Here is a 26253-nt window from a genome sequence, read left to right on the forward strand (position 1 = left end):
CTGTGTAAATACTATTCTAGCAGAGAAAAGGTTTTTTTGTAAAGAAAAAAAGATGCGCCAATTAAGACGCACCTTAAATTTATCAGAAATCTATTTGTTATAAATATAATTATACCTGAACACCTGATAGTAACTCAAAAGGAACTATTACTATTTGTGGAAATATTATCATTAATAGAATTATAATAACTTCTACAATTAAAAACGGTAATACTGATTTCACAACCTTTTCCATAGTGATTCCACCTGCAGCACTAGCCACATTAAGAACCGTTCCAACTGGAGGAGTTAGCAATCCCATTACTATTGATATAACAAATACAACACCAAAGTAAACTTCATTAATACCTGCTTCTTTAATAACTGGTAGTACTACAGGAGCTAAAATTAGTATAGTAGGATTTACATCCATTGCGGTTCCTATTATCAAAATTAATCCCAATATAATAAGCATCAAAATTCTAGGGCTTCCTACAAAAGGATGAAGTAAGTTTGAAACTAAAACCGGAATATTCGCAACAGTCATTACCCAAGAAGAAATAGCTGAAGCTGCAACTAAAAACATAATAGCAGCTGAAGATTTAGCAGAAGATATTAATCCATCTAATAAATCTCTAAAGTTTAACTCTCTATAAACAACTAGTCCTATAATTAATGAATAAACTACTGCGACAACACCTGCTTCCGTAGGAGTGAAAACTCCTGTTTGAAGTCCAACTAAAATACCAACTGGCATTAATATTGCCCAAATTGCATCCCTAGTCGCCTTCATTCTTTCTTCAAAGGGTTCTTTTGGCAATGGGGCTATGTTTCTTTTTTTAGCTACTATAAACCACATTATCGCTAAGCCAGCGGATATATATATTGCTGGAGCAACTCCTGCTAAAAATAAATGTGAAACAGGTATACTTGCTGTAACGCCTAAAACTATCATTGGAGCGGATGGTGGCATTATCGGCGATAATAAGTTTGAAGCAGCAACAAGTCCTGTAGCATCCTCCCTATCATAATTAGCCTTAACCATCATAGGGATTAAAATCCCTCCTAAAGCAGCAGTAGATGCAACAGCTGATCCAACCATACTAGCAAATAATAGTGTTGCTATTATTGTTACATAACCTAATCCACCTCTAAAATGGCCTACCCAAGCACTTGCAGCATTAACAAGTCTATTAGTAAGGCCACCTCTGTTCATAAGATCTCCTGCTAACATAAAGAATGGCAAGGCCATCATAGAATAACTATCAGCTCCATTGAACATATTTTGAGAAATTATTTGAACATCAAATCCGTTTAGATAAGCTAACATGCTTACACCACTAAATATCAAAGCAAATGCAATTGGTAAGCCTATCGCCATCGATCCTAATAATGATATTATAAATACTAATAGGGTCATTGTTCAATCTCCTTATAATCGTTTGTAAACTCTTTTTCGATATAGTCATTCTCTTCTAACTTAAAATCTTCTGGATGTTTTATAGCAATATATATCTTTTCTATTGCTAATACTCCTATACATACACCAGATAATATACAAATTGAATATAAAAATGAGAAAGGTAAACCTAACACTGCTGTTTTTGCACCACTACTTTGAACTACCATTTTTACTGACCCTAAAGTTAGTATAGTCATCATTATTAAAATAATAACGTTTACAATTATGCTAGAAATAAGTTGGCCTTTTTTAGGAAATCTCTTCACAAGCATATCTACAGATAAATGTTCTCCTTCTCTCATGGCAACAATGGCGCCTATAAAAGTCATAAAAACAAACGTGTATCTTGAAACTTCTTCAGAAGATGCTAGACCTGTATTGAAAACAAATCTTAATATTACATTAAGAAATACAAAAACAACCATTATCCCCATCATAATTCCTAGAAATATATCTATGAATTTAAAAAATTTATTATAATTCTTCATATACTTCTCCTATTTTACTTCCTGAATTCTTTCAACAAGATCTTCTGCCCAGTCATACTTATCATATAGGTAGTCATAAACTGGTTTAGCCATTTCTCTCATTTTCTTATACTCTTCTTCGCTTGGTTCGGTAATATTTATTCCTTGCTCTTTTAAAAATATTTTATCATCTTCTATACTTTGTTCATATATATCCCAAGCCCTCTGAGCTGTTAATTTCGCTGCTTTCTCAAAAACTTTTCTATCTTCTTCTGGCAAACTTTCTAGAAACTCATCATTACCTAATATTTCAATAGACGATACCATGTGATTTGTTTCATATATATCTTTAGAAACTGTATACCATCCCTCTTGTCTAAACGTTGACAAAGGATTATCCTGACCCTCTATTACTCCTTGTTCAAGAGAAGTAAATACTTCGCTCATATCCATTATTACAACATTAGCTCCTAGTGATTCAGCTAACTTCACATGTATAGGGTTATTAGGCATTCTTAACTTTTGTCCCTTAAAATCATCAATTGATTTTAAATCCTTTGAAGATGAGAAAACCCTTGCACCATTTGGAGCCCAGGCCATGAACTCAAGAGGTTCCCTATCTTCTAAATATTGTGCGATTTCGTCTCCTATTTCTCCTTCATAAACTTTTCTTGCGTGACTCACATTTCTAAAAATAAAAGGAAAGTCAGGAGTAGCCATCATTTCAATCTCAGACCACATTACAGTACCAACGGCTGTAATCTCAATAATACCTGATCTAGTGTAATCAAAGAGTTGTTTCTCGCCACCTAGCCTTCCTGAATCATACAATTGAACATTATATCTTCCTCCTGTTTCTTCCTCAATCATTGGTAAAAACACTTCCCTAAATGCAATATTTACAGGATGAGTAGGAGCAACAACTGTAGCCACTTTTACAAGTTGCCCTCCATTTCCTGTTGTATCATTATCGCAAGAAGAGAATGAAAATAATAAAACTAATGATATTATAAAGGTTAATAATTTACTCCTTTTCATCATTCACTCCTAAATAACACTAATCTAAAATTAATATGACTTTTTCTGTATAAATATCTTTATCCATTATCATTTTTATAGCTTTTTCAGCTTCTTCAAACTTCATTTCATGACTTACCAAGTCATCGAACGATAATTTTCCTGAGTTATACGCATCTATAACTTCTGGAAATCTTCTATTACTCAACCTAGATCCTACAATATCAAGCTCTTTAGATGTAATATCAACCGAGCATATTTCTGAAGGTTTTGTTGAAAATCCTAAATTTACTACTGTTCCTGCACTTGCTGCCAATTTTACAGCTTGTTCAAAAGTTTTAGGTGTACATATTGCATCAACAACTACATCAGCTAGCCTCCCATTATTGTTTTCTCTGATAACTTCTGCTGGGTCTTCCTTGCTAGCATCAATAGCAATCATTCCATACTTAGAAGCTCTTTCAAGTTTTTTGGGATCCATGTCAGATGTAAATACTTTTGCACCCAGATATTGAGCAACTCTACCAACGGTTTGGCCAATGCTTCCAGCTCCCATTACAAAAACAGCATCTCCTTCTGAGACATTAGCTCTTCTATTTGCTTGGAAACCTATAGAAAAGGGTTCAACAAGTACACTTTTATTCCATGGCATAGATGGATCAAGTTTATATGCTTGGCTTTCTTTAACAACTATTTTTTCTTGGAATCCTCCATCAACATGTACTCCTCTTACTTTAAGATTTTCGCATATATTAACTCTTCCCTTTTTACAGTTTTTACATTCTCCACAATTTATAACAGGATCCACAGCAACATGATCACCAACTTTAAGACCTTTTACTTTGTTACCAACTTCTTCAACTACCCCTGTCATCTCATGCCCTATTATTCTTGGATATTCTGCCATGGGATTTGTCCCATTATAAATTCCAATATCAGAACCGCAAATCCCCACAGATTTTACTTTTATTTTTATATCATCATCTTCTTCAATTTGAATTTCTTCCAAATCTACAATTTCTAAATATTCAACCTTATTAATCCTAACAGCTTTCATAGATACCTCCAATATTTTTCTTGAATACTAGTATACTAGTATTCTTGTTAAATATAGGTTAACATTTTCCCGAAGATATGTCAAGACTTTTTTCCCTAATTTTGATATAATGTAAGAGGTGATAAAATGAATTTTAAAGTATTGGATAAAAAAAATAAAGAAAAATCTAAAGAATATGTAATAAGAAATATGGTCTACAATATAGAGTTTCTAAATTTAGAGCCTGGCGAGAAAATTAGCGAAAACCAAATATCAGAATTTCTAAATTTGAGTAGAACTCCAATAAGAGAGGCATTCTATAATTTAAAATCAAATTTACTTATTGATGTAAAACCTCAAATAGGAACTTTCATTTCATACTTAGACATTGATGTTAGTAAGGAGCTGTTATTTTTTCGATCAAGCCTTGAAGAAAAAGCTGTTATTGAAGTATGTAATAAAGATTCCCTTGATTACCTTAATGTTTTTAAAGAAATCATAGAAAAAGAAAAAACACTCCATTATTCAAATAATATCGAAGAATTGATATCCCTAGATAATAGATTTCATAATCTACTTTTCGAAGAATTAGGTTATAACAAAATCCCTTCAATTATAGAAGATAACACTTCTTATCTAGTAAGAATGAGAATTCTTAGGCTAAAAGCTAATATAAGAGAAACAAACTATATAGATGAACACGAAAATATATTGACATGCATAATTAACAAAGATAAAGAAAATGCATCAAAGATTTTAAGATACCATATAAATGAACTAGTGGATGATATGAATCTCTTAAAGAATAAATATCCACGCTATTTTAAAAACAATAATTAACATACTAAAAGGGCGATATTCAAACTACAAAGTATTATGAATATTGCCCCTTTGTTATATCTAGATATTTTTATTTTCCCTTATTTAAAAAATCTCTCATCAATTTTCTCTTTAATAGCTTCTACGCTAAAGCCAAGTTCTTCTTGTACTAAGTCTCCCTTGCCTGAGATTCCGAATCTGTCTATTCCTATGTTTAGGCCACAAGCTCCTGTCCATTCTGCCCAACCGAATGTTGTTCCCATTTCGATCGATACTTTCTTTACTCCTTTTGGAAGGATTTCTTTCTTGTAAGAATCATCTTGAGCTCTGAAAAGTTCCATAGAAGGCATTGATACTACTCTTATCTTCTTTCCTTCTTCTTCTAGGGCCTTAGAAGTTTCTATTGCTAGGGCCACTTCTGATCCTGTTGCTATTAATACTAGGTCTGGGTTTTCAGCATCTTTTATGATGTAGGCTCCCTTGTCGATATTATCAAGGTCTTCTGTTTCTTTGAGATTAGGGATATTTTGACGAGTTAGAGCTATTACTACTGGCTTATCTTTGCTTTCTAGGGCAACTTTCCAAGCAAGTCTTGTCTCGTTAGCATCTGCTGGTCTTAGGACAATGGTGTTTGGTATTGCTCTAAGCATAGCAAGTTGCTCGATTGGCTCGTGGGTTGGTCCATCTTCTCCGACAGCTACTGAATCGTGGGTCATTGCATATGTTAGTGGAAGTCCTGATAGGGCTGATAGTCTAACAGCAGCCTTTAAGTAGTCTGCAAATACGAAGAAGGTAGACACGTGGTGGAAGCTTCCTCCGTGGGCCATGACACCATTTCCTATAGCAGCCATGGCAAATTCTCTTACTCCATACCAGATATTTCTTCCCTCTGGGCTTTCGTCTCTGAAGGCCTTGGAGTCTTTGATGTTTGTCTTATTTGATGAGAATAGGTCTGCTGATCCACCCCAGAAGTTTCTTGTGATTTTAGCAAGGTCTTGGATGATTTCTCCACCAGATGCTCTTGTAGCAAGACCCTTCATTGATGAGTCGTATTTTTTGACCTGATCCATGAAGTTTGCTGGAAGTTCTCTATTGATTCCTGCCATAAGGTCCTTGTAGTCTTCTGGATATTTTTCTTGGTAGGATTTTAAATCTTCTTCCCATTTATTATTTGCTTCTTTTCCCTTAGCTCCTACTCCATTTTTGAAAGTTTCATATACTTCTTCAGGGATTTCAAAGTCTGGATAATCCCAACCGTAAACTTTCTTTGCAGCAGCAAAGTCATCTGCCCCAATTGGAGCTCCGTGAACCTTGTTAGTTCCAGCGTTTGCTGAACCATAACCAATTACAGTCTTTACTTCTATAAGTGTTGGTCCGTCTGTATTTTCTTTTGCCTTAATGATAGCTTCATAGATAGCTTCTAGGTCATTTCCATCTTCTACCCTTAGGTAGTTCCAGCCTTGTGCCTTAACTCTTGCTTCTACATTTTCAGAGAAGGATGTATTAAGGTCACCATCAAGACAAATATCGTTTGAATCATAAAGAACGATTAGCTTATCAAGCTTAAGATGGCCTGCAAGAGACATAGACTCATAGGACACTCCCTCCATTAGGTCTCCATCTCCACACAAAGCGTAGGTGTAATGGTCGATTATCTTAGCTTCTTCCTTGTTATAGAGGGCAGCCATGTGCTTTTCAGCCATTGCCATTCCTACCGCTTGGGCTATACCTTGTCCCAAAGGACCCGTTGTAACCTCAACTCCTTCGGTATGACCATACTCAGGATGGCCTGGAGTTAAGGAACCAATTTGTCTAAATTCCTTAAGTTCATCCATGGAAAGCCTGTAGCCTGAAAGATGAAGCAAGGAATAAAGCATGGATGAACCGTGGCCTGCTGATAGGATAAATCTATCCCTATCGAACCAGTTCGCATTTTCTGGATTTGCCTTAAGAATCTTGTTATACAAAACATAAGCCATAGGAGCTGCTCCCATTGGAAGACCTGGGTGTCCGCTGTTGGCCTTTTCTATTTGAGCTATGGACAAAGCTCTTATAGCATTTACTGCTAACCTATCATTTTTATTAAACATTTGCTCTCCTTTATAATTCTTTCTACCTTATACTTTACTATAAATTTTCACATTTTTTAGAAATATAAAAGGTCTTTATGGAAAATGCTTCTAATTATTATGGAAACTTACACAAGACCAATGACCTACCTATTTTCAAAGGCCTCCCAGTCTTTCTTGAAGGCTTCGATTCCTGCTGTGGTAAGTGGGTGGGTCCAGAGTTTGTCGAAAAGCTTCCCTGGAATGGTGGCAATATGAGCCCCTGCGAGAGCTGCTTCTTCTAGGTGTTTGTTATGCCTTATACTTGCTACAATTATTTCTGAATCATAGCCGTAGATATCTATTACTTTTCTTAAATTTTCTATTAGCTTTTTACCTGATTCGCCCATATCATCAACTCTTCCCATAAATGGAGAGATGAAAGTTGCTCCTGCTTTCATAGCCATGATCCCTTGGGATAGAGAAAATATTAGGGTGCAGTTGGTTTTGATTCCTTCTTCGCTTAAGGTTTTGATCGCCTTAAGACCTTCCTCTGTCATAGGAATTTTGACTATGATATTATCAGCCCATTTGGAAAGCTTTCTAGCCTCTTCGACCATATCTTCATATTCATAACTTGTAACTTCTGCAGAAACAGGGCCATCTACGATTTGGCATATTTCTTTGACAACTTCTTCGAAGTCTCTTCCTTCTTTGTTGATAATAGATGGATTGGTAGTTACTCCATCACAAAGACCTAGGTCATTTATTCTTTTTATTTCGTCTACATTTGCTGTGTCTAAGAAAAATTTCATTTTTACTCCTTTAAAAAGGGAGCTTAAAAAATTTGTTTTTCATTTTTTAAGCTCCTTGTTGTGTCCTATATATTCTTTATTAGGGGTTTCTATTTTATTTCTTGATTAATTCTAGTGGTGAGTCTACTGTTTCTTCTACCTCTTCGCCTTTTAGGTATTTGATTGCTGTTTCGATTGCAAGTTTACCCATTTCTTTTGGTTTTTGGGCTACTGTTGCTGATAGATTTCCTTCTTCTACAGCCTTGATTGCATCCTCATTTCCATCAAAACCTACAATAGTTACATCTTTGCCGCTTGCTTTTATGGCTTCACTTGCTCCAAGTGCCATTTCATCGTTTTGGCAGAATACTGCCTTTACATCTGGGTGAGCTTGGAGAAGATTTTCCATTACTGTCATTCCTTCTGCCCTATCAAAGTTTGCTGTTTGGCTAGCTAGTAGGTTGATTTTACCATTTGTAGCTTCTTCGAATCCTTCTCCTCTTTCACGAGTAGAGCTTGCTCCTGGGATTCCTTCAAGTTGGATTACTTCGGCATTTTCTCCTACTTTTTCTAGTATATATTCACCAGCAAGCTTTCCACCTTCTACGTTGTTACTTGCTATGAAGCTTACAAGTTCACCTTGGTCTGATCCTCTGTCGACACAGATTACTGGGATGTTTGCTTCATTTGCCTTCTCAACTGATGTAGCTATGGCTGTTGAATCTACTGGGTTAATAACTATTAAGTCAACTCCTTGAGTGATGAGGTCTTCGACTTGGTTGTTTTGGGTAGATGAGTCGTTTTGAGCATCTGTAATTACTGTCTCTACGTTCTCTTTACCTGCGGCTTCCTCAACTCCTTCTCTGATTGATACGAAAAATGGGTTGTTTAGGGTTGATAGGGAAACTCCTATTTTCATATCTCCATCAGTTTTTGTCTCACTCGCTTTCTCTTCTACTCCACTTTCTTTGCTTTCTTCCTTGTTGTTTTGACCTTCAATGCTACATCCTGTAATCATGAAAATCGCAAGCAACAAAACTGATAATAGTCTTCTTGTCTTTTGCATATGCTCCTCCTATTTGTTTCTCTTTCTGTCGATTAAGACTGCGATTAGTATTACTACACCTTTTACGATTTGTTGGTAGAAACTTGATACCCCTAATAAATTAAGTCCGTTGTTTAATACTCCCAAGATTAGGATTCCTATGAGGGTTCCTGTAAGAGATCCACTTCCTCCAGTCATACTTGTACCTCCAAGTACAACCGCTGCTATGGCATCCATCTCGTAGGCAGATCCAGCTGTCGGTTGGGCTGAGTTTAGCCTTGATGTAAGAACCAGACCTGATAGTACTGCCATTAGTGCTGATATTACATATACTAAAATTTTGACCTTGTCAATTTTTATTCCTGATATGAAACTTGCCTTCTCATTGCCACCTACAGCGTAAATCTTTCTTCCGTAGCTTGTTTTAGTTAGAAGGATCCACAAGATTAGATAGGCTATGATAAAGAGGATTACTTGGAAAGGTATGCCAAAGAATTGTCCTTTGCCAAGAAATTGGAAGGCGAAGTCATCCTTTGGTCCTGCTATTGGCCTACCGTCCATATAGACTAGGGTAAGTCCTCTAAAGATTGTCATAGTAGCAAGGGTCACTATAAATGGCGCAAGCTTTCCCTTGGTGATAAGTATTCCATTAACTAGACCTAAGATTAGTCCAAGCCCTAGGGCTATAAGTATTGCAAGAATTGTTGGCATGCCTCCTTGTAGAAGACCTGCAAATATGGCCGATGTAAGAGCGAGCGTTGATCCAACTGATAGGTCGATTCCCCCTGTTAGGATTACAAAGGTCATACCAAGGGCAATAAAGCCATTTATAATTAGCTGACGCATCAAGTTTAGTAAGTTATTTACTTGCAAGAATGCAGGATTTAAGACACTTACAAAAACTATGAGGATAATCAAGGCAACTATGGTGCCCAGATTTTGATTTTCTTTAAATTGTTTTTTTATACTGTTCATAATCTTCCTCCTGTTGCAAGGGTCATTATCTTTTCTTGATCTGCATCCCTCGCTAGTATTTCTCCCTGTACTTTTCCTTCATGGATTACATATATCCTGTTTGATATGCTTAAGAGCTCTGGCAAGTCACTGGAGATAAGTATTACAGAAACTCCCTTTTCGGTCATAGTCTTTATCAAATCGTAGATTTCTCTCTTGGCTCCTACGTCTACTCCTTTGGTAGGCTCATCTAAGATCAAAATTTCTGGATCTATGGCATACCATTTGGCAAAGACAACCTTTTGTTGATTACCACCGGATAAATCTCTTAGCTTACTCTCACTCGACTGAGTCTTGACCCTGAAGCTATCGACTAAGCTATCTGATAAGCCTTTTTCCTTATCCTTATTTATAAAGGCCTTGTTAGAAATCTTATCGAAGTTTAATAAGGAGATGTTTTCTCTGATTGACTCATCTAGGATAAGCCCTTCTTCTTGTCTGTTTTCTGTTACAAAAGCAATCTTACTTTTGATGGCATCTGTAGGACTATTTATTTCTACCTTTTTACCATCAATATAGACTTCTCCAGAATCTTTGGGATCAAGACCGAAAAGAGACCTTACAATCTCGCTTCTTCCAGCTCCCATAAGGCCAGAAATCCCAAGGACTTCTCCCTTTTTAGCTTTTATGTTTACATCCTCGTAGAAGCCTTGTCTGGTGAAGTTTTTAAGCTCAATTTTCACATCAGATATTTCTGCATCCATATCTGGATAGAAGTCTCCTATATCTCTTCCTACCATGTGAGATACTACTTCCTTTTCGTTACTATTATTAGTATCCATAACAGCGACAGACTTTCCATCTCTCATTACTGTAATCTTATTGGTTAAGGCAAATATTTCTTCCATCCTATGAGATATATAAATCATAGAAACATTCTCGTCACGAAGTTTGTTTATCAATTTAAACAACTTATCAATCTCATTGTTAGTAAGGGCGCTGGTAGGCTCATCTAGGATTAAAAGATTAACCTTATTGAGATTCGCCTTGGCTATCTCCATCATCTGTCTTTGACCTACAGAAAGTTTTGAGACAGGAGTATCTGGATCTATATCTAGGTCAAAGTTTGAAAGAAGCTCTCTAGTCTTTTCTCTCATTTTAGCCTTGTCTAGGAATATTCCCTTTCTTAGCTCGTTGTTCATAAAGATATTATCCATTACACTAAGCTCTGGCCAGTCAGAGAGCTCTTGGTGAATGAAGCTTATGCCATATTCTTTGGCCTTATTGGTATCTGTTATATCTACTTTCTTCCCATCTATTAAAATCTCACCCTCATCTTTGTCAAGAACTCCAGATAAGATATTCATAAGGGTGGACTTGCCAGCACCGTTTTCTCCTACTAGGGCATGGATTTCACCAGGGCCTACCGTGAAGTCAACCCCCTTCAAAACATCGTTTTTTCCAAAGGACTTGTATATATTTTTCATTTCAATTTTCATAAGAAACTCCTAAAAGATGTTTTTACTTCGAAGAATAATATTGGAATAGGCGGTGTTTTCTCCTGTCCTTATTACAAATTTGGTCTCCTTAAGCTTCTTCTTGAAGTCTTCATGGCTTATATATTCCTTGTCTACCCCAGGGAGAAGTTCGGCTATAGCCCTTTCTTGGTCTGGGTTTTCTGTTTTTATCTCTTCTGCCAAGTAATAATACTCCACAGAAAAATCTTCCAACAAGACTTCAAGTACATCTATAAACTTAGGCTCGCCGAGCTTTAGGGCAAGGTCGATCTTCTTGTCATTATCTATTGGAAGACCACAATCTCCTACAGCTATAAGGTCCATATGGCCCAAATCAGCAAGGCCCTTTGCTATATCGCTATTTAAAATTCCTTTTAGTTTCATAGTGACTCCTTCATAAATTCCTCTACTTCTGAAAGGCTTGGGATAGAAACGCTCGCTCCCTTTTTGGTGACAGATAGGGCTGATGCTGAAGTTGCAAGCTCAAGACAATCCTTAACTTTCTTTCCTTGGTAGAAATTCGCCACAAAGTATCCTGTGAATGTATCTCCTGCCCCTGTAGAATCAACAGCCTTAACCTTTTTGGCCTTTTGTCTTATCGTCTCTTCCTCTGATATATAAATTGACCCTTCCTTGCCCAAGGTTATGACTAGCTTAAGCTTTGGATAAGTCTCTTTGAAATATCTTATATTATCGTCAATTCCTTCTCTACCACTTATGGCTTTAGCCTCATGCTCATTTAAAACCACCATATCGATCTTGTCATAGTCAAATTTCTTGACCTCTTCTGTGATTGGTGAAGGGTTTAAGACTATCTTTAGGCCCTTTTCGTAGGCCTTATCGATAATATAATCCATCATATTTATCTCATTTTGTAATACCAATATATCGTTTTTATTAAAATGGCCAAATACCCTATCTACAAAGTCCTTATCATTGCCGAAATTTGCTCCCTTGTATAAAACGATGGAATTTTCGCCCTTATCATCAACTTGAATTAGGGCGTTTCCTGTAAGACTTTTACTTTCTCTCACAAACTCAGTATTTATCTTCTCATTTTCCAAATACTCTGCCAAAAACTTCCCATCAATTCCGATATTTCCCACATGGTATACAGAATCAGAGTTCTTCGCCAGAGCAATCGATTGATTAAGCCCCTTTCCTCCTGCTCTTTTTTCTATAGATCTTGCACTAATAGTCTCACCTGGTCTAACTATATGATCTACCGCAAAGAATATATCAATATTGATAGATCCGAAATTAATTATTTTCATAAATCCTCCCCACGCTTTCTCCTTCAAAAAGTATCGGCTCAACCTCTATCCTAGTTTCTGTCTTTCTCTTATTTATCAAATCATCAGCCAAATCTATGGCCTCTTTGGCAATACGGTCGAGATTTTGGTCAATCGATGTAAGCCTTGGACTTACAATCTTATTTAAAAATAAATTATCATAACTTACTAGGGATATATCCCTCGGAACCTTTATTTTGTTTTCTCTAAAATAATTTAAGAGTCCATAAGAACTCATATCCGAGAAAGAAAATATGGCATCTACTTGCCTATCTAGGAAAAACTTTCCTGCTGCATAGCCTCCTTCATATGAATAATCTCCATGGATAATATTTTTAGAATCTATATAAATATCACGATTCATACTAGCCTTGATAGCACCAGAAAGTCTCCTAGAGGAGTTGGCAGTAGATCTTGGCCCTATAAGCATGCCGATTTTCCTAAAGCCCCTGTCCAAGAGATAGTTCATGGCAAGCATGCCGCCAAGCTCGTTGTTGCCTGTGACAAGATTTTTCTTAGAATTTGAGAAATCAACCTCATCTAAAAAGATCACATTGTACTTTTCTATTAGCTCATCATCCAAGCCCCTAACATTTCTATCTACGAGAAGACAGGCCGCTATGTAATTATTTTCCAGAAGAGCTTTGAAGTCCTTCTTGGATATGGACTTGTTATTTGAATTGTGAATATACAATAAATAATTGTATTCTAGACAATAATTTGTCAGAAACTTGACCAAAACCGAAAAGAAGGGGTTAGAAATATCAGGAATAACCGCCATAATCACGTTGCTCTTCTTGCTAGCGAGGGCTCTGGCAATCTTATTGGCATTGTAACCTAACTCCTCCGCAGCAAGAAAAACCTTCTCCTTAGTCTTAGCAGAAATCTTGTCATCAGTCCTATTAAGCACCATAGAAACAGTAGTAATAGAAACACCAGCCAAGGCTGCAACATCTTTTATAGTGGCCATAAGTAACTCCTCATCACAATTAAAACGTTTTAACTAATTTTAATATATAACTTTCCCACACTCTTGTCAAGCTTTTTTTGTAATTTATAAGCTAGAGCAAAATAAAAATCACAGGATAATCCTATCAGTAATCCTGTGACTTCTATTGGTTAAATTAATTTTTAATAAATTCCTGCCTTATTTTAAAGAAAAATCATTTAAAAGTTTTACGTTTCTTTATCACTTATGAAACATTCAAATTTATGCATTTGTTAAATGAAATAGGGGCCCTTTTCGAAATTCTGTCCTACCAGCAATTAAAATCGACTTAGAAGAATTTGAACTTATTACCTACAAAACAACATATTTCTTAAGCTTATCGAAGGCTTCTTTTACTTTATCCAGTGGGAGGGCTAGGTTCATTCTGATGGCGTATTTTCCATTAAAGGCTCTGCCGTCTTGCCAGGCTACTCCGCAGTCCCAGCCTCTTTTTAGGATTTCTCCTATGTCAACTCCCTTATCCTTACAGTATTTACTGAAGTCAACAAAGAGCATATAGGTTCCTTCTGGCTTGTTTACACTTACTCCCTTGAAGTTTTCTTCTATAAAATCACAGGCGTAGTTTACATTTTGAGTAAGAGTTTGATTTAATTCATCTGTCCACTCACGACCCGTTTTAGAATAAGCTCCTATTAGACCGTGCATAGATAGGACGTTCATACTGTTGTAGTGGGAGAGGGAGGATTCCTTGTTTATCCTATTTCTTAGATACCCGTTGTAAATGATATGGTAGGATCCTACAAGACCTGCTAGGTTGAAGGTCTTACTTGGAGCATATAGGGCAACTGTGTTTTCGTGGGCGTAGTCGCTTACGTTTTGGGTTGGGGTCTGTCTATTTCCGTCAAGGATTATATCAGACCAGATTTCATCTGAAATTATCTTTACACCATGTTTTTCGAATATGTCGCAGGCCCTTTTTAACTCTTCCTTACTCCAGACTCTGCCTGTTGGGTTGTGGGGATTACACATGATTGTCGCAGATATTTTCTCCCTAACTATTAGCTCTTCCATATTCTGATAGTCCATGACCCATCTTCCATCTTTGTCCTTGATTAGGTCAGAGTGAATTATCTCATAGCCATTATTGGTAAGCGAATTGGTAAAGCCTATATAGGTTGGTGAATGAACTAGGACCTTGTCTCCTCTTGAGCAAAATACATTAAGAGCAGAAATTACTCCGCCCAAGACTCCATTTTCGTATCCTATATGCTCTTTCTTAATATCGCCTATCCCCTTCCTGTCCCTATGCCAGTCAATTATAGCCTGATAATACTCATCTGTTGGAGCAAAGTAGCCAAAGGCTGGGTGCTTGGCCCTTTTTATTATAGCTTCTTGGATTGAGGGAGCTGTCGCAAAGTTCATATCAGCCACCCACATAGGAATTACATCAAATCCCTCCTTAGGCTTATCTGGACTCATCCCAGGCACAGTCCCAAGGCCGTCGACTGCTATAGCATCCATCCCATGTCTTTCAAGCATCTTGTCAAATTCAAATTTCATAATATCTCCTTGTTTTTCTCGAAGTCCTTATTTATATCATATTACTTTTTAAAAGATAAAACAAAAGACAACAATCGCTTGATGCCTGTTTCTATTATTTATTGTAAGCCTTAGCCAAAATCAAAGCTCCCTCGGAAGGGTCCGTGTAAGGTTTTTCTATTTTTATTTTGTTTTTAGACTTTTCTTCTATCCTCTTAATCAGCCTATCTCCTAGGTTGAAGACTCCGCCTGAATAGGATACCTTTACTTCTTCCTTGAAGTTTAGCCCCTTTATTATCGAGTCTATGACTGCTGCGGCTTCTTTGGATATTTCTTCTAGAAGCTCCTTGCAATATGGGTCTTCCTTGTCCAAGGCTTCGGCAAATATTCTAGATAGAGAAGCTATCTCATCTCTTTTCATCTTCTCTGCCTTATCGATTATTTCCATATCTTCCTTTAGGCCTAGCTTTTCTCTTATGATATCATAGAGGATAGTCTTATCACTCCTTCCATCGCTCATTTTAGTAAAGTGGTTGAGTAGCTTTAGGCCTATATAATATCCGCTCGCCTCATCTCCCAAAAGTGGTCCCCAGCCACCAGATCTCATGGAATTTCCCTCTTCATCTACACCGTAGCCTATCTGTCCAGTTCCTAAAACTAAGTTTATGCCAGGCTTTGCATTAAGACTTCCTGCCCAACCATTTACGCAGTCATTAGCCACCGTAAATCTATCTGAGCTAATCGCCTTTCTTATTCCTTCATCGATGTAGGCTTCAGTATTAGGGTACTGGCCGTAACCTGGAGCTGCAACGAAAGTGTAGAGGATTTCTTCTGGATCTATGCAAGCTTTCCTACACACATCTCCTACTCCTAGCTTCATTATTTCAAAGAATTGTTGTTTCGTAACTTGTTTAGGGTGAATGGTGATTTGTTTGGACTCAAAACGCTTTCCATCTACATCCAAAAGGAAGGCAGTCTTGGTTCCTCCACCATCTACTCCTAGATAAATTTCTCTTGCCATAATATCTCCTCGCTTTTTCTTCTTTTGCTTCAAATATATATGAAAAGTGAAAGTTTGTCAACACTTTCTTACAAAATCAAACATTTTCATTAGCTAATTTATAGGATTCATCTAAAAACAAAGATAATGTTTACCTACAAATCTTTGTCTAAGATGATATAATGAGACTAAGGAGTTAATATGAAAATTATTTTGGCAGTTGATAAAAATTGGGGCATCGGCAAGGATGGACAGATGCTTTTTCATATAAGAAGGGACCTTAAGCATTTTAAGTCCTATACTTTAGGAAATATCTGTATCATGGGCAGAAAGACCTACGAGTCCATGGGAGGCGCCCTTACTCATAGGGAAAATATAGTCCTTTCTAGAAATAAGGATTATAAGGCAAAAGATGCGAAGGTATTTACCGACTATAGGGATGTCCTATCCTATGTAAGGGAAAGGTCTGAGGAAGTCTTTGTTATAGGCGGGGAGAAGATAGTAGAAATCTTCCTAGAGTATTGCGATGAGGCCATCATTACCAAGATTTATGAGAAGAAAGATGCCGATAGCTTTCTCCACAATTTTGACCAAGATGACGACTGGTCCCTAAGTGAAGAATCTGATATTATGGAAGAAAATGGGGTATCTTTTAGATATGTGAGATATAGGAGGAAAAATCATGGGAAAGATTGAAATTTTTGTAAGTGATAAGTGTCCGGATTGTACTTTAATAATGGCAGATTATGACAAAAATCCAGATAAGTACAAGGGAGTTAGCTTTTACAATATTACCGACTCTATGGCTAACCTTAAGAGATTTCTCTACTTTAGAGATAGGCTCGAAGGATTTGGTGAAGTGAAAGAAGCAGCAAGAGTTGGAGTTCCTTGTAAGGTCATTGATGAAAAGGAAGTGGAATTTTTATAAAATCTATGAAAATTTAATAAAGAAAAATAATCGTCTCAATTATTAGCTAGGTCAAAGTCTAATAATGGGACGATTTTTATTTTAAGTCTATCCTATAAATTCATTGATAAACTTAAGCTAAATACGGATCTCTAAAGGCTAATTGATCTAGCCTAAAATATCTTCCATTTTCTCCTTAAGCTTTTTCGTATCTTCGTAGACATTTGGGCTATCCATTATGGCCCTTACTACGCATATGCCATCTGCCCCAGAAGATTTTAGGACGTCGATATTTTCGATATTGAGTCCTCCTATGGCGTAGACATCTATAGATACCTTATTTTTTATTTCCTTAAATGTTTCTACACTGGTCCTTTTGGTCTTGACGTGGGTTTTGGTATCAAAGATTGCTCCAACCCCAAGATAGTCCGCTCCGTCTTCTTCCGCCTTTTGGGCAGCTTCGACAGACTTTGCAGTCGCTCCGATTAGGGCGTCTTTTCCTAGAAGCTTTCTTGCAAGATCTACCGGCATGTCTTCTTGACCTAGATGGACTCCTACTCCCAGAGCCCAGGCCAGGTGGGCCTTATCGTCAATTAGCATTGGGACTTTATATTTATCACAAAGAGCCTTAACCTTTTTCCCTAGTTCTAAAATTTCCCTATCAGGTCTATCTTTTTCCCTAAGCTGGAGGATGTCTACTCCGCCCCTTAGGGCCTCTTCTACTCTTCTTAGGAATTCTTCTTCGTCATATTTATCTGAATTTGTTACTAAATAAAGTTTTGTCAAAATTCTACCTCTCTTATATCAGCTCTTTGGCTTATTACTTCATCTTCTATCGTAGAAATTTCATCCATGAGATTTACAAGAAATGTTCCTAGCCTATCGGTATTTGCCATCTCTGCAGAAATTTCAAGAAGGATAAGGCCCATAAGGGATGCCTCTAGGGAATCTGTAACAGCCATAAAGCTTGAAATTATTCCTGTAAGCATACAGCCTGTAGCAGTGATTTTGGAAAGATTCTCTACTCCATTATTTACTACAAAATACCTATCCCTTGTTACCAAAAGGTCGGATTTACCTGTAATTAGGATAGTCGAATTATATTTTTGATATAGTCTTCTTCCTATTTGGGCGAGACTTTCTATATTTCCTTCTCTTATCTCATCCTTCTTTCCTACATCTATGCCCAAAGCCTCGCTTTTTTCTCCAGCAAGGGCCTTAATCTCCGAACTATTTCCCTTTATCAAATCGAAATTATATTTTCCCAAAAGGTCTTTGGCATAGGTCAGACGAAGGGTGGAAGCTCCTATTCCGACCGCATCTAAGGCTAGGGGAATGTTTTTCTTACTAGCACATTGACTAGCCTTTCTCATAGCGACCATTCTCTCACTTGTTATATTACCCAAATTAAGGCTTAAGGCCTTGGACATATTTACAATTTCCGAAACTTCATCAGGATGGGCTGCACAAATCGCCTTAGCACCAGTTGCAAGAATCCCATTTGCCACCATGGTAATGGCTATGGGATTGGTTATGGCATGGATTAGGGGTGAAGTATCTCTTAACTTCTTCCTATTTAGCAAAATCTGATTTAGATTTTTCATAGACATTGACTCCTAATTTCTTTTGGATTGGGTAGAGAGCCTTGGCTCTTTGTAGGGTCTTTAGGAAGATAAAGGCTACCGTTCCTCCTATCACTGTAGCTATCAAAAAGCTTGGAAGGTAGAAGTACCAGGTTATATCTCCCTTGCCCCAAAGAAGGGCCATGACTGGGTAGGAGGCTATTGATCCAATAATTCCTGTTCCTATAATCTCCCCAATTACACAGGCAAGGATAGATCCCTTGCTCTTTCTGTAAAGAAATCCTGACAAGAAGGCACCAAAGACTTGTCCTGTTATAGCAAGAGGAGGGATTCCCATAAGACTCATGCGGATAGCAGCTGTAATAATTCCGTTTAGCAAGCTATACCAAGGTCCTAGAAAGACTGAGCAAACTATATTCACAAAGTGAGCTGTAGGAGCAAAGCCCTCAAACCTTAGGATAGGAGAGATAACAACTCCGATTGCTACAAACATGGACATAGTTACTAATATTAGAATTTTTCTTTTGTTTTCCATACTTCTCCTATAAATTTATATAATCAGTAAAGACTGGTGTCATGCCGATTTTCTTGAGGTCCTCAAAGGCTTGTTCGGTAGAACGAGAATCGTCAATCTCAAACTGCTCATCTCCCTCATCAGCACTTTTCTTTGACCTGTGTCCTATAGCAGTATCTACTGATGCAGAGATTTTAGTCGCAGCATATTTCACAGCCAAGTCCCTAAAGTCCTTTGACTCACGTGTTGAAAGGGTAATAGAGGCAAAAGGCAGAAACATTCTAATTGCAAGCATGATTTGGAAGAATTTCTTATCATCTACGATATTAAAGTCTAGAGTATCATCCGCCCCGTGGGTTGGCCTAATCCTTGGAAGAGAGATTGCAATTTCTGCCTGAGGATATTTCCTTTGAACTTCCTTGGCGTGGATGGCAAGCTTAAAAGCATCTTCTATAGGATCAGAAAGTCCAAAGAGGGCCCCAAAACCCACTCCCCTAAAGCCTGCCATAAGAGCTCGCTCTTGGGTGTCGATTCTATAGTTAAAGCTTCTCTTATGCCCTGCGGGATGATAGTAGTCGAAAGCTTTCTTGTTGTAGGATTCCTGGAAGACTGTAACGAAATCCGCCCCAGCCTCTCTTAATTTCTCGTAAGAAGAAACATTTGCGGGATATACTTCTATTCCTACTACCTTAAAATATTTGCTGGCAATTCTACAAGCTTCTCCTATATAATCTACAGAAGAAAATCTCTCGCTTTCACCAGTAAGGATTAGGACATCTTCAATCCCAGTTTCTGCCAAAGCCTTCATCTCTTCTTCGATCTCTTCTAGGTTAAGCTTAGCTCTTTTGATATCGCTTTTTGCCCTAAAACCACAATATCTGCAGGAATTTTCGCAGTAATTAGCTATATAGATCGGAGAAAATAGGCATACATTGTTTCCAAAATATCTAATCCTAGCATCTTTGGCAAGCTCTGCCATCTCTTCTAAGTGATCTTCTGCCTTGTCGCTTATGAGATTGTAGAAGTCTCTTTCTGAGAGATTTTTCTTATTAAGACTTGCCAAGACATCAGCCTCACTTACATCTGTATCTTTTACTCTATCGTAAGCTTTTTCAATTCTTTCTTTTATATCTGAGTCGATTATATCCATTTCTGGGAAATAATCATTTACGCTTTTAATATTCATATCAGTCAAAAAAGTCCCTTAGTGGTGATGATGGATCAGCACCCTTATCTAAAACTCTACCTGGTCTTGCAAGGTAGGCGCATCTTCCTGCTTCGATTCCTAGCTTGAAGGCTTTTGCCATCATAGTAATATCAGATGCGCTGGCAATTCCAGTATTGGCCATAATAGCATCAGCTCCCATCTCCATGGCTTCTGAAGCATGGCTTGGAACTCCAATTCCTGCATCTACAATTACAGGAAGGTCAATCTCATCTATTATGATTTTGATAAAGTCCTTGGTAGCAAGACCCTTATTTGATCCTATTGGACTTGCAAGAGGCATGATTGAAGCAGCTCCCGCATCCCTTAAGTCCCTTGCAAAGTTTAGGTCTGGGTACATATAAGGAAGAACTACGAAGCCTTCCCCCGCAAGGACCTCAGTTGCCTTTAGGGTCTCGGCATTGTCTGGTAAGAGATATTTGCTATCTCTCATAATTTCAATTTTTACGAAATTGCCACAGCCCATCTCTCTAGCAAGTCTTGCTATCCTAATTGCCTCATCTGCATTTCTTGCACCAGATGTGTTAGGAATTATTGTAACTTCCTTTGGGATATAGTTTAAAATATTAGCAACATCCTTGGTGTTAGCTCGTCTTAGAGCAACTGTAATCATCTGGGCCCCTGCAGATTCAACTGCAGCATCAATTAATTCTGGTGAGTATTTACCAGATCCTAAGATAAATCTGGACTCAAACTTCTTATTTCCTAAAACTAGGTAATCTTTATTTTCCATTTGCTTCTCCTTCAATAATTTTAACCGCATAGAGGGCTTCAAGACTTGCTATCACTCCCACATAAGGAAGATAAAGCCCCTGTTCGGGACTTGTCCTAAAGTCTCCTATCATAGTTACATTGTCAATTTTCTTTATCCTTATATCCTCTAGGTCCCCAAGACCTGATAGGCCTGATCCTATTATTAGTTGCTTTCCCTTCTTTCCTAGAAAAAAATCAAAGACAAGGGACTTCATCTCCTTCTTATCGAAGGCCTCTATGAAAATATCTGTCTTCTTGCTTATTTCTTCTAGATTTTCCCAATTTATCTTAAGATCTTTTGCATAGACTTTGACGTAGGGAATTGTCTCTTCGATTTTTTTCTTAGTCTGCATGACCTTAGACTTTCCGAGATCAGCCATATCGTAATTTTGCCTATTAAGGTTGGAGTATTCCACCTTATCATAATCATAAATATAGATATTACCCACCCCACATCTTGCAAGAGACATGGCTATATTTGAGCCCAAGCCTCCACAGCCAAGGATAGAGACAGAAGATTTTTTCAAGATTTCGTTTATATAAGGATCTTGTCTTCTTAGAATCTCTTCTCTTAGGTCCATATCAACCCCCTCCTACAAAGGAAAAAACTTCTATCTTTGATCCATCTTCAACTATAAAGTCTTCAAAGTCTACTTTCCTTACAAGCTTACTATCTACCTCACAAGCAAGAAAATCTGGGTCGTAATTGTTCCTTAAAAGAAAGTCCCTAAGATTTTCTCTCTCTAGGAAAGAAACTTCCTTATCGTTTAACTTAATCACAAAAAATCACCCCCTCAAAAAAAGGCACAGAAAGGACAACCATACCCGAGGTGGTATGCCCCTTTGTGCCAATTACATCACTTTTCTATTAATCTTAAAGTCTATTTTAAGTATAAAAATAGACCCCTTCTAGGGGTCTTTAAACTTTTGCTTTATTATAACTTAGCTTTCTTACGCAGGTTTTAACCTAACAAGTTTAAAGGGTTAATGGATAATTCCATCTCTCAGCTATTGCACCCCTAGCTACTTATATTATAAGATAATTCTTTTTGTTTTTCAAATTTTTCTACCATCTTTGTATTTTTTATACTTAAGATAGGCATTTGCGCTCATTAATAGAGCTGCTATCAAAACTAGATAAAAGTAAGGTTTTGATTTAACATATTGATAGATAGTAAGAACATATAGGAGTATAGCTGATACTAAACTCGTTATAAATTCCATCAATTCAAAGTTTTTCAAATTCATCTTAGATAGTTTGGTCAAGTGTCTTCCATGATAGGAGGGCACACTTTACTCTTTGTGGCATGTTCTGGATGTTCTTGAAAGCTACTGCATCTTCTAAAAGCTCTAGCTCTTCATCTGTAACATCTTCTCTTTTGATCATCCTTATGTAGATATCAGCAAGCTTCTTGGCTTCTTCCTTAGTTTTTCCAACTATAATATCACACATAACGCTAGTTGCAGCTTGGCTTATGGCACAGCCATCTCCCGTGAAGGCTGCCTCTTTTATGATATCTCCATCCATCTTTAGTTGGAGGACGATCTCGTCCCCGCATGATGGATTGTGGCCTGGCTCTGTGATTTCTGCATCTTCCAAGTCGTGTTTGTTAGCTTGATTTCTTGAATGATCTAATATTATTTGACTGTAAATTTCTTCCATATTCATTATAGGCCCATCACCTTTCTTACATTCTTTAACTCACGAGCAAAAATCTCTGCTTCTTCCTTGGTATTGTATATAGAAAATGATGCTCTGGCTGTTGCAGATATGCCTAGATATCCGTGAAGTGGCATAGCACAATGGTGGCCGCTTCTTACAGCTATCCCCTTGCTATCAAGGATTGTAGCTATATCGTGTGGGTGGATGTCTGTAAAGGTAAATGATATTACAGATCCTGCCTTGCCATTTGTCGGATAGAAGATTTTGATATTTGGGATGTCCTTTATCAAATCATAGGCATAGGAAGTTAATTCATGCTCATAGGCAAATATCTCGTCCATGCCAATTTTTTCTACATACTCAATCGCAGCTTTTAATCCAAGGACTCCTCCTACATTTGGAGTTCCAGCTTCAAATTTTATAGGTGGCTCTTGGAAAGTAGATTCTTGTTCATAGACATATTCTATCATATCTCCGCCGTAGTTGAAAGGCTCAAGCTTATCTAAAAGCTCGTATTTTCCATAAAGGACTCCGATTCCCATAGGAGAGAACATCTTGTGTCCTGAAAAGGCTAGGAAGTCACAATCTATATCTTTGACGTCTGTCTTTACATGAGGTATAAGTTGGGCTCCGTCTACTATTGATATGGCTCCTACTTCATGGGCCCATTTAGTAATAAGCTTTGAATCGATAAGCTCCCCTGTAACATTGCTTGCTCCAGTTACAGAAACTATCTTAGTTTTCTCGTTGATTTTACTTTTCAAATCATCATAATCTAAGCCGTAGTCATCATTTAGGTAGGCATAGACTAGCTTTGCCCCAGTCTTTTTTGCTACCATTTGCCATGGAACTAGATTTGCATGATGGTCTAGGATTGTAATTAGGATCTCGTCATCTTTTTTGAGATTGTTTAGCCCATACGAGTAGGCCAAGAGGTTTAGGGCCTCTGTAGTTGATCTTGTAAATACAATCTCAGAAGATTTTCTAGCTCCTATGAAGTCTTTGACAACTTGTCTTGTTTCTTCGTAAGCTTCTGTCGCCTTCCAGCTTAGAAAGTGGGCTCCCCTGTGAGGGTTGGCGTTAGAATATCTGTAGTATTCGTCAACTGCATCAATCACATAGGCTGGTTTCTGGCTTGTCGCTCCTGTATCTAAATAAATAACTTCCTTTCCCACCTTTTCGCTATCAAGGTAGGGAAAGTCAGCTCTAATTTTTTCTACATCCATCATAAATCGTATCCTAGGTTCATTTTGTGAACTTTCGCTCTAATTTTATCTCTTAAAGCTTCATCTTCTATATTATCAATAGCTGGAGCGAAGTTTGCTTCAAGCATCATAGCTTCGGCTTGTTTCTTGCTAAAACCACGGCTCATGATGTAAAATAGCATTTCCTTATTTAGTCTACCTACGCTTGCTGCGTGGTTTCCAGCAACTTCCCTTTCCTCGTTTAGAAGGATTGGGGCAGACTTATTGATTACATCATCTGAAAGCATCATAGAATAATCACCAATTTTACCATCCGCCTTGTGGCAGCCTCTTCTTAGGTCAACTACTCCCTTGAAATTCTTCTCAGCCCTATCCTTTAGGGCACCGTTGAACATACATTCTGAGTCAGTGTCTGTTCCGAAGTGCTCGTTAGTAGCTAAAATATCTAGGAAATCATCTCCTTCTTTGAAGTATACTCCCTTTTGGATGACCTTAGACCTATCTCCCTTAAGGATATTGTCGATATTTACAAGACTCTTGCCAGCTCCAACTTCTATATAAGTGATATCTAATATAGCGTCTTCGGCAAGGTAAGTTCCAATAGAGTTTAGGTTTGTAGCATCTTTTCCTAGATTTGTGACTACGACAATTTTGACATAGGAATTCTTATCAAGTTTGGCCCTAATTCTTGAGTTAAGAAAGATTTTCTCTGAACCATCATCGAAGATATTTATCAAAAATGATGACCTGCTAGCTTCACTCGCCTTGATATCGATGTTAGAAACTAGGATATTGTCGTCCTTCTTTAGGTCAAAATTGATAAATTCAGTTTCTCTTTCTCCCTTAACATCGAAGGCATAGGATCTGTTTCTGAAATCTTTATTTTCTTTTTCGATTTTTTCAGAAATTCCGACCTTGTGGCCTGCAAAGGCTTCTTCTACTTCGCTTATTTCTGATAAGTTTTCTGCCTTGGAGCTTTCTTCTATATTTTCTATATTGATTTTATCTTCTTTTAAATAATTTAGTCCGAGACTTGCCCAAGTTGGCATTCTCATTTCGTTAATTCTTGCCATCAGCCGTTTGCTCCTTCCAATTCCATATCGATAAGACGATTCATCTCGACAGCATATTCTAGTGGAAGCTCTCTAGAAATTGGTTCAGCAAAACCTCTTACAATCATTGATTTAGCTTCTTCTTCAGGAATTCCCCTACTCATTAGATAAAAGATTTGTCCCTGATCGATTGAGCCGATTTTAGCTTCGTGGCCGCAGTCTACATCGTCATTTCTTATATCTAATACAGGTATTGTATCTGATTGGGACTCTTCTGAAATCATAAGGTTCTCACAGTCTACTGTTGATCTAGAACCTGCTGAGTTTTTCTTCATCTGAACGAGGGATCTTGTCATACTCTTACCAGCACCTGCTGTGATTGATTTTGTAAGAGCTGTTGAGTAAGTATTTGGAGCAAGGTGAATCATAGAGCAACCATTGTCTATATATTGACCGTTGGATGCAAAAGTAATTCCTGTATATTCTGCACTAGCTCCTTCTCCTGCAAGAACGCTTGTTGGATAAAGCATAGAAACCTTAGATCCGAAAGAACCTGATACCCAAATCACCTTGCCACCTTCTTGGACGATAGCTCTTTTGGTGTTTAGATTATACATATTCCTTGACCAGTTTTCGATAGTTGAAAATCTAACTTCGGCGTTTTTACCGACAAAGATTTCTACAGAACCTGCGTGAAGGTTAACTACATTGTATCTTGGGGCAGAGCAGCCTTCGATAAAGTGAACCTTGGCATTATCTTCTGCTATGATCATTGTATGCTCAAACTGACCTGCTCCTGGAGCATTTAGTCTGTAGTAGGATTGGAGAGGAATATCTACCTCAACTCCTTCTGGAACGTAAATTAGGGAACCTCCACTCCATACAGCACCGTGAAGGGCTGCGTATTTGTGAAGTGTTGGAGGGATGGCCTTTTGGAAGTAGGCCTTTACTATATCCTCATGCTCCCTAAGGGCTGATGAGAAGTCCATAAAGATTACCCCTTGATCAGATAGGTGTTTTTGGATTGAGTGATAAACTTCCTCACTATCGTATTGGGCACCGACACCTGCAAGAGACTCTTGCTCAGCTTGAGGGATTCCAAGTCTATCGAAGGTATCTCTGATCTCTTCTGGAAGGGCTTCCCAGTTAGATTTCTTATCAGATTTTGGCTTAACATAAGTTGTAATGTCATCCATATTTAGCTCAGAAAGGTCTGGTCCCCAAGAAGGGTTGTCGATTTTTTCAAAAAGAGCAAGAGACTTTAGTCTCCTTCTTCTCATCCAGTCTGGCTCGTTTTTCTTCTTAGAAATCTCATTTACTATATCAGCATTTATACCCTTGTCAGTTATATCTGCATATTCAAATTCATTAAAGAAGTCGTAGTATCCACGATCTAGCTCCTTTAATTGATCTTCAATATTAATTTCTTTCAT

29 protein-coding genes and 1 riboswitch are annotated in these 26253 nt (G+C 37.6%); of the genes, 3 read left to right on the top strand and 26 right to left on the bottom strand.

The annotated features are described in order from the left end of the window. Nucleotides 1–109 precede the first annotated feature (109 nt). Genes APRE_RS08250 through APRE_RS08265 form a run of 4 tightly spaced genes read right to left on the bottom strand, consistent with a single transcriptional unit; the run spans nucleotide 110 to nucleotide 3982 of the window. Nucleotides 110–1399, bottom strand: coding sequence for a TRAP transporter large permease (locus APRE_RS08250; protein ID WP_015778528.1), 1290 nt, complete (start codon nucleotides 1397–1399; stop codon nucleotides 110–112). Continuing rightward, nucleotides 1396–1929, bottom strand: a complete 534-nt coding sequence (locus APRE_RS08255) for a TRAP transporter small permease (protein ID WP_015778529.1) — start codon at nucleotides 1927–1929, stop codon at nucleotides 1396–1398. Before APRE_RS08255 ends, APRE_RS08250 begins: the two co-directional genes overlap by 4 nt. 9 nt (nucleotides 1930–1938) lie before the next feature. Next, nucleotides 1939–2946 carry a TRAP transporter substrate-binding protein gene (locus APRE_RS08260; protein WP_015778530.1) on the bottom strand — a complete coding sequence of 336 codons (1008 nt, stop codon included), beginning with the start codon at nucleotides 2944–2946 and terminating at the stop codon, nucleotides 1939–1941. A gap of 19 nt (nucleotides 2947–2965) precedes the next feature. Then, nucleotides 2966–3982 carry a zinc-binding alcohol dehydrogenase family protein gene (locus APRE_RS08265; RefSeq protein WP_015778531.1) on the bottom strand — a complete coding sequence of 339 codons (1017 nt, stop codon included), beginning with the start codon at nucleotides 3980–3982 and terminating at the stop codon, nucleotides 2966–2968. 126 nt (nucleotides 3983–4108) lie between these two features. On the opposite strand from APRE_RS08265, the gene APRE_RS08270 reads away from it, so the two are divergent. Next, complete coding sequence (locus APRE_RS08270) at nucleotides 4109–4801, top strand: GntR family transcriptional regulator (protein ID WP_015778532.1); 693 nt, start codon at nucleotides 4109–4111, stop codon at nucleotides 4799–4801. Nucleotides 4802–4881: 80 nt separating this feature from the next. Here APRE_RS08270 and tkt read toward each other — a convergent pair whose 3' ends face one another. From tkt to APRE_RS08320, 10 genes are all read right to left on the bottom strand, one after another. Continuing rightward, a complete protein-coding gene (tkt, locus tag APRE_RS08275) occupies nucleotides 4882–6870 on the bottom strand; it encodes a transketolase (RefSeq protein ID WP_015778533.1) in 1989 nt (662 codons plus the stop codon). 125 nt (nucleotides 6871–6995) lie between these two features. After that, a complete protein-coding gene (gene fsa / locus APRE_RS08280) occupies nucleotides 6996–7643 on the bottom strand; it encodes a fructose-6-phosphate aldolase (RefSeq protein ID WP_015778534.1) in 648 nt (215 codons plus the stop codon). A gap of 94 nt (nucleotides 7644–7737) precedes the next feature. Then, entirely contained in the window at nucleotides 7738–8688 is a 951-nt protein-coding gene (gene rbsB / locus APRE_RS08285) for a ribose ABC transporter substrate-binding protein RbsB (RefSeq protein ID WP_015778535.1), read from the bottom strand. 9 nt (nucleotides 8689–8697) lie between these two features. Beyond that, a complete protein-coding gene (locus APRE_RS08290) occupies nucleotides 8698–9642 on the bottom strand; it encodes an ABC transporter permease subunit (RefSeq protein ID WP_015778536.1) in 945 nt (314 codons plus the stop codon). Then, a complete protein-coding gene (locus APRE_RS08295) occupies nucleotides 9639–11120 on the bottom strand; it encodes a sugar ABC transporter ATP-binding protein (protein WP_015778537.1) in 1482 nt (493 codons plus the stop codon). The genes APRE_RS08290 and APRE_RS08295 overlap by 4 nt, the downstream gene beginning before the upstream one ends. Nucleotides 11121–11129: 9 nt before the next feature. Further along, nucleotides 11130–11522 carry a D-ribose pyranase gene (gene rbsD, locus APRE_RS08300; protein WP_015778538.1) on the bottom strand — a complete coding sequence of 131 codons (393 nt, stop codon included), beginning with the start codon at nucleotides 11520–11522 and terminating at the stop codon, nucleotides 11130–11132. Beyond that, nucleotides 11519–12412 (bottom strand): ribokinase, encoded by an 894-nt coding sequence (locus tag APRE_RS08305; RefSeq protein ID WP_015778539.1) that lies wholly within the window; start codon nucleotides 12410–12412, stop codon nucleotides 11519–11521. The genes rbsD and APRE_RS08305 overlap by 4 nt, the downstream gene beginning before the upstream one ends. Then, complete coding sequence (locus APRE_RS08310; RefSeq protein ID WP_015778540.1) at nucleotides 12399–13400, bottom strand: LacI family DNA-binding transcriptional regulator; 1002 nt, start codon at nucleotides 13398–13400, stop codon at nucleotides 12399–12401. Before APRE_RS08310 ends, APRE_RS08305 begins: the two co-directional genes overlap by 14 nt. A 330-nt stretch (nucleotides 13401–13730) precedes the next feature. Then, entirely contained in the window at nucleotides 13731–14939 is a 1209-nt protein-coding gene (locus APRE_RS08315) for a MalY/PatB family protein (protein WP_015778541.1), read from the bottom strand. Between the two features lie 94 nt (nucleotides 14940–15033). After that, nucleotides 15034–15939 (bottom strand): N-acetylglucosamine kinase, encoded by a 906-nt coding sequence (locus tag APRE_RS08320; RefSeq protein ID WP_015778542.1) that lies wholly within the window; start codon nucleotides 15937–15939, stop codon nucleotides 15034–15036. A 180-nt stretch (nucleotides 15940–16119) separates the two neighbouring features. Here APRE_RS08320 and APRE_RS08325 point away from each other — a divergent pair, with 180 nt between their 5' ends. Further along, entirely contained in the window at nucleotides 16120–16614 is a 495-nt protein-coding gene (locus APRE_RS08325; RefSeq protein ID WP_015778543.1) for a dihydrofolate reductase, read from the top strand. After that, the gene (locus APRE_RS08330; protein WP_015778544.1) at nucleotides 16601–16846 is read left to right on the top strand and encodes a hypothetical protein; all 246 of its coding nucleotides are present in this window, start codon (nucleotides 16601–16603) and stop codon (nucleotides 16844–16846) included. Before APRE_RS08325 ends, APRE_RS08330 begins: the two co-directional genes overlap by 14 nt. A gap of 147 nt (nucleotides 16847–16993) precedes the next feature. On the opposite strand, the gene thiE is transcribed toward APRE_RS08330, so the two are convergent. The 12 genes from thiE to sufB form a co-directional block, all read right to left on the bottom strand. Next, on the bottom strand, nucleotides 16994–17611 hold the full coding sequence (gene thiE / locus APRE_RS08335) for a thiamine phosphate synthase (RefSeq protein WP_015778545.1): 618 nt from the start codon (nucleotides 17609–17611) through the stop codon (nucleotides 16994–16996). Continuing rightward, nucleotides 17608–18429: a hydroxyethylthiazole kinase gene (gene thiM, locus APRE_RS08340; RefSeq protein WP_015778546.1), complete on the bottom strand. Its 822-nt coding sequence runs from the start codon at nucleotides 18427–18429 to the stop codon at nucleotides 17608–17610. Before thiM ends, thiE begins: the two co-directional genes overlap by 4 nt. Beyond that, a complete protein-coding gene (thiW, locus tag APRE_RS08345; protein ID WP_015778547.1) occupies nucleotides 18398–18943 on the bottom strand; it encodes an energy coupling factor transporter S component ThiW in 546 nt (181 codons plus the stop codon). Before thiW ends, thiM begins: the two co-directional genes overlap by 32 nt. Nucleotides 18944–18950: 7 nt before the next feature. Beyond that, nucleotides 18951–20108, bottom strand: coding sequence for a 2-iminoacetate synthase ThiH (gene thiH / locus APRE_RS08350; protein ID WP_015778548.1), 1158 nt, complete (start codon nucleotides 20106–20108; stop codon nucleotides 18951–18953). Nucleotide 20109: 1 nt separating this feature from the next. Then, a complete protein-coding gene (locus APRE_RS08355; RefSeq protein WP_015778549.1) occupies nucleotides 20110–20880 on the bottom strand; it encodes a thiazole synthase in 771 nt (256 codons plus the stop codon). Continuing rightward, on the bottom strand, nucleotides 20870–21481 hold the full coding sequence (gene thiF / locus APRE_RS08360) for a sulfur carrier protein ThiS adenylyltransferase ThiF (RefSeq protein ID WP_015778550.1): 612 nt from the start codon (nucleotides 21479–21481) through the stop codon (nucleotides 20870–20872). The genes APRE_RS08355 and thiF overlap by 11 nt, the downstream gene beginning before the upstream one ends. Before the next feature lies 1 nt (nucleotide 21482). Then, entirely contained in the window at nucleotides 21483–21680 is a 198-nt protein-coding gene (gene thiS, locus APRE_RS08365; protein ID WP_015778551.1) for a sulfur carrier protein ThiS, read from the bottom strand. A gap of 151 nt (nucleotides 21681–21831) precedes the next feature. Continuing rightward, nucleotides 21832–21931, bottom strand: a riboswitch (TPP riboswitch). A gap of 25 nt (nucleotides 21932–21956) precedes the next feature. Continuing rightward, on the bottom strand, nucleotides 21957–22166 hold the full coding sequence (locus tag APRE_RS08370) for a hypothetical protein (RefSeq protein WP_245941929.1): 210 nt from the start codon (nucleotides 22164–22166) through the stop codon (nucleotides 21957–21959). After that, nucleotides 22150–22569 carry a Fe-S cluster assembly sulfur transfer protein SufU gene (sufU, locus tag APRE_RS08375; protein ID WP_015778553.1) on the bottom strand — a complete coding sequence of 140 codons (420 nt, stop codon included), beginning with the start codon at nucleotides 22567–22569 and terminating at the stop codon, nucleotides 22150–22152. The genes APRE_RS08370 and sufU overlap by 17 nt, the downstream gene beginning before the upstream one ends. Continuing rightward, on the bottom strand, nucleotides 22569–23789 hold the full coding sequence (locus tag APRE_RS08380) for a cysteine desulfurase (RefSeq protein ID WP_041449781.1): 1221 nt from the start codon (nucleotides 23787–23789) through the stop codon (nucleotides 22569–22571). Before APRE_RS08380 ends, sufU begins: the two co-directional genes overlap by 1 nt. Next, nucleotides 23789–24841: a SufD family Fe-S cluster assembly protein gene (locus APRE_RS08385; RefSeq protein ID WP_015778555.1), complete on the bottom strand. Its 1053-nt coding sequence runs from the start codon at nucleotides 24839–24841 to the stop codon at nucleotides 23789–23791. The genes APRE_RS08380 and APRE_RS08385 overlap by 1 nt, the downstream gene beginning before the upstream one ends. Beyond that, a complete protein-coding gene (gene sufB / locus APRE_RS08390) occupies nucleotides 24841–26253 on the bottom strand; it encodes a Fe-S cluster assembly protein SufB (protein WP_015778556.1) in 1413 nt (470 codons plus the stop codon). Before sufB ends, APRE_RS08385 begins: the two co-directional genes overlap by 1 nt.

It is taken from the genome of Anaerococcus prevotii DSM 20548 (genome assembly GCF_000024105.1).
Taxonomy (GTDB): Bacteria; Bacillota; Clostridia; order Tissierellales; family Peptoniphilaceae; genus Anaerococcus; species Anaerococcus prevotii.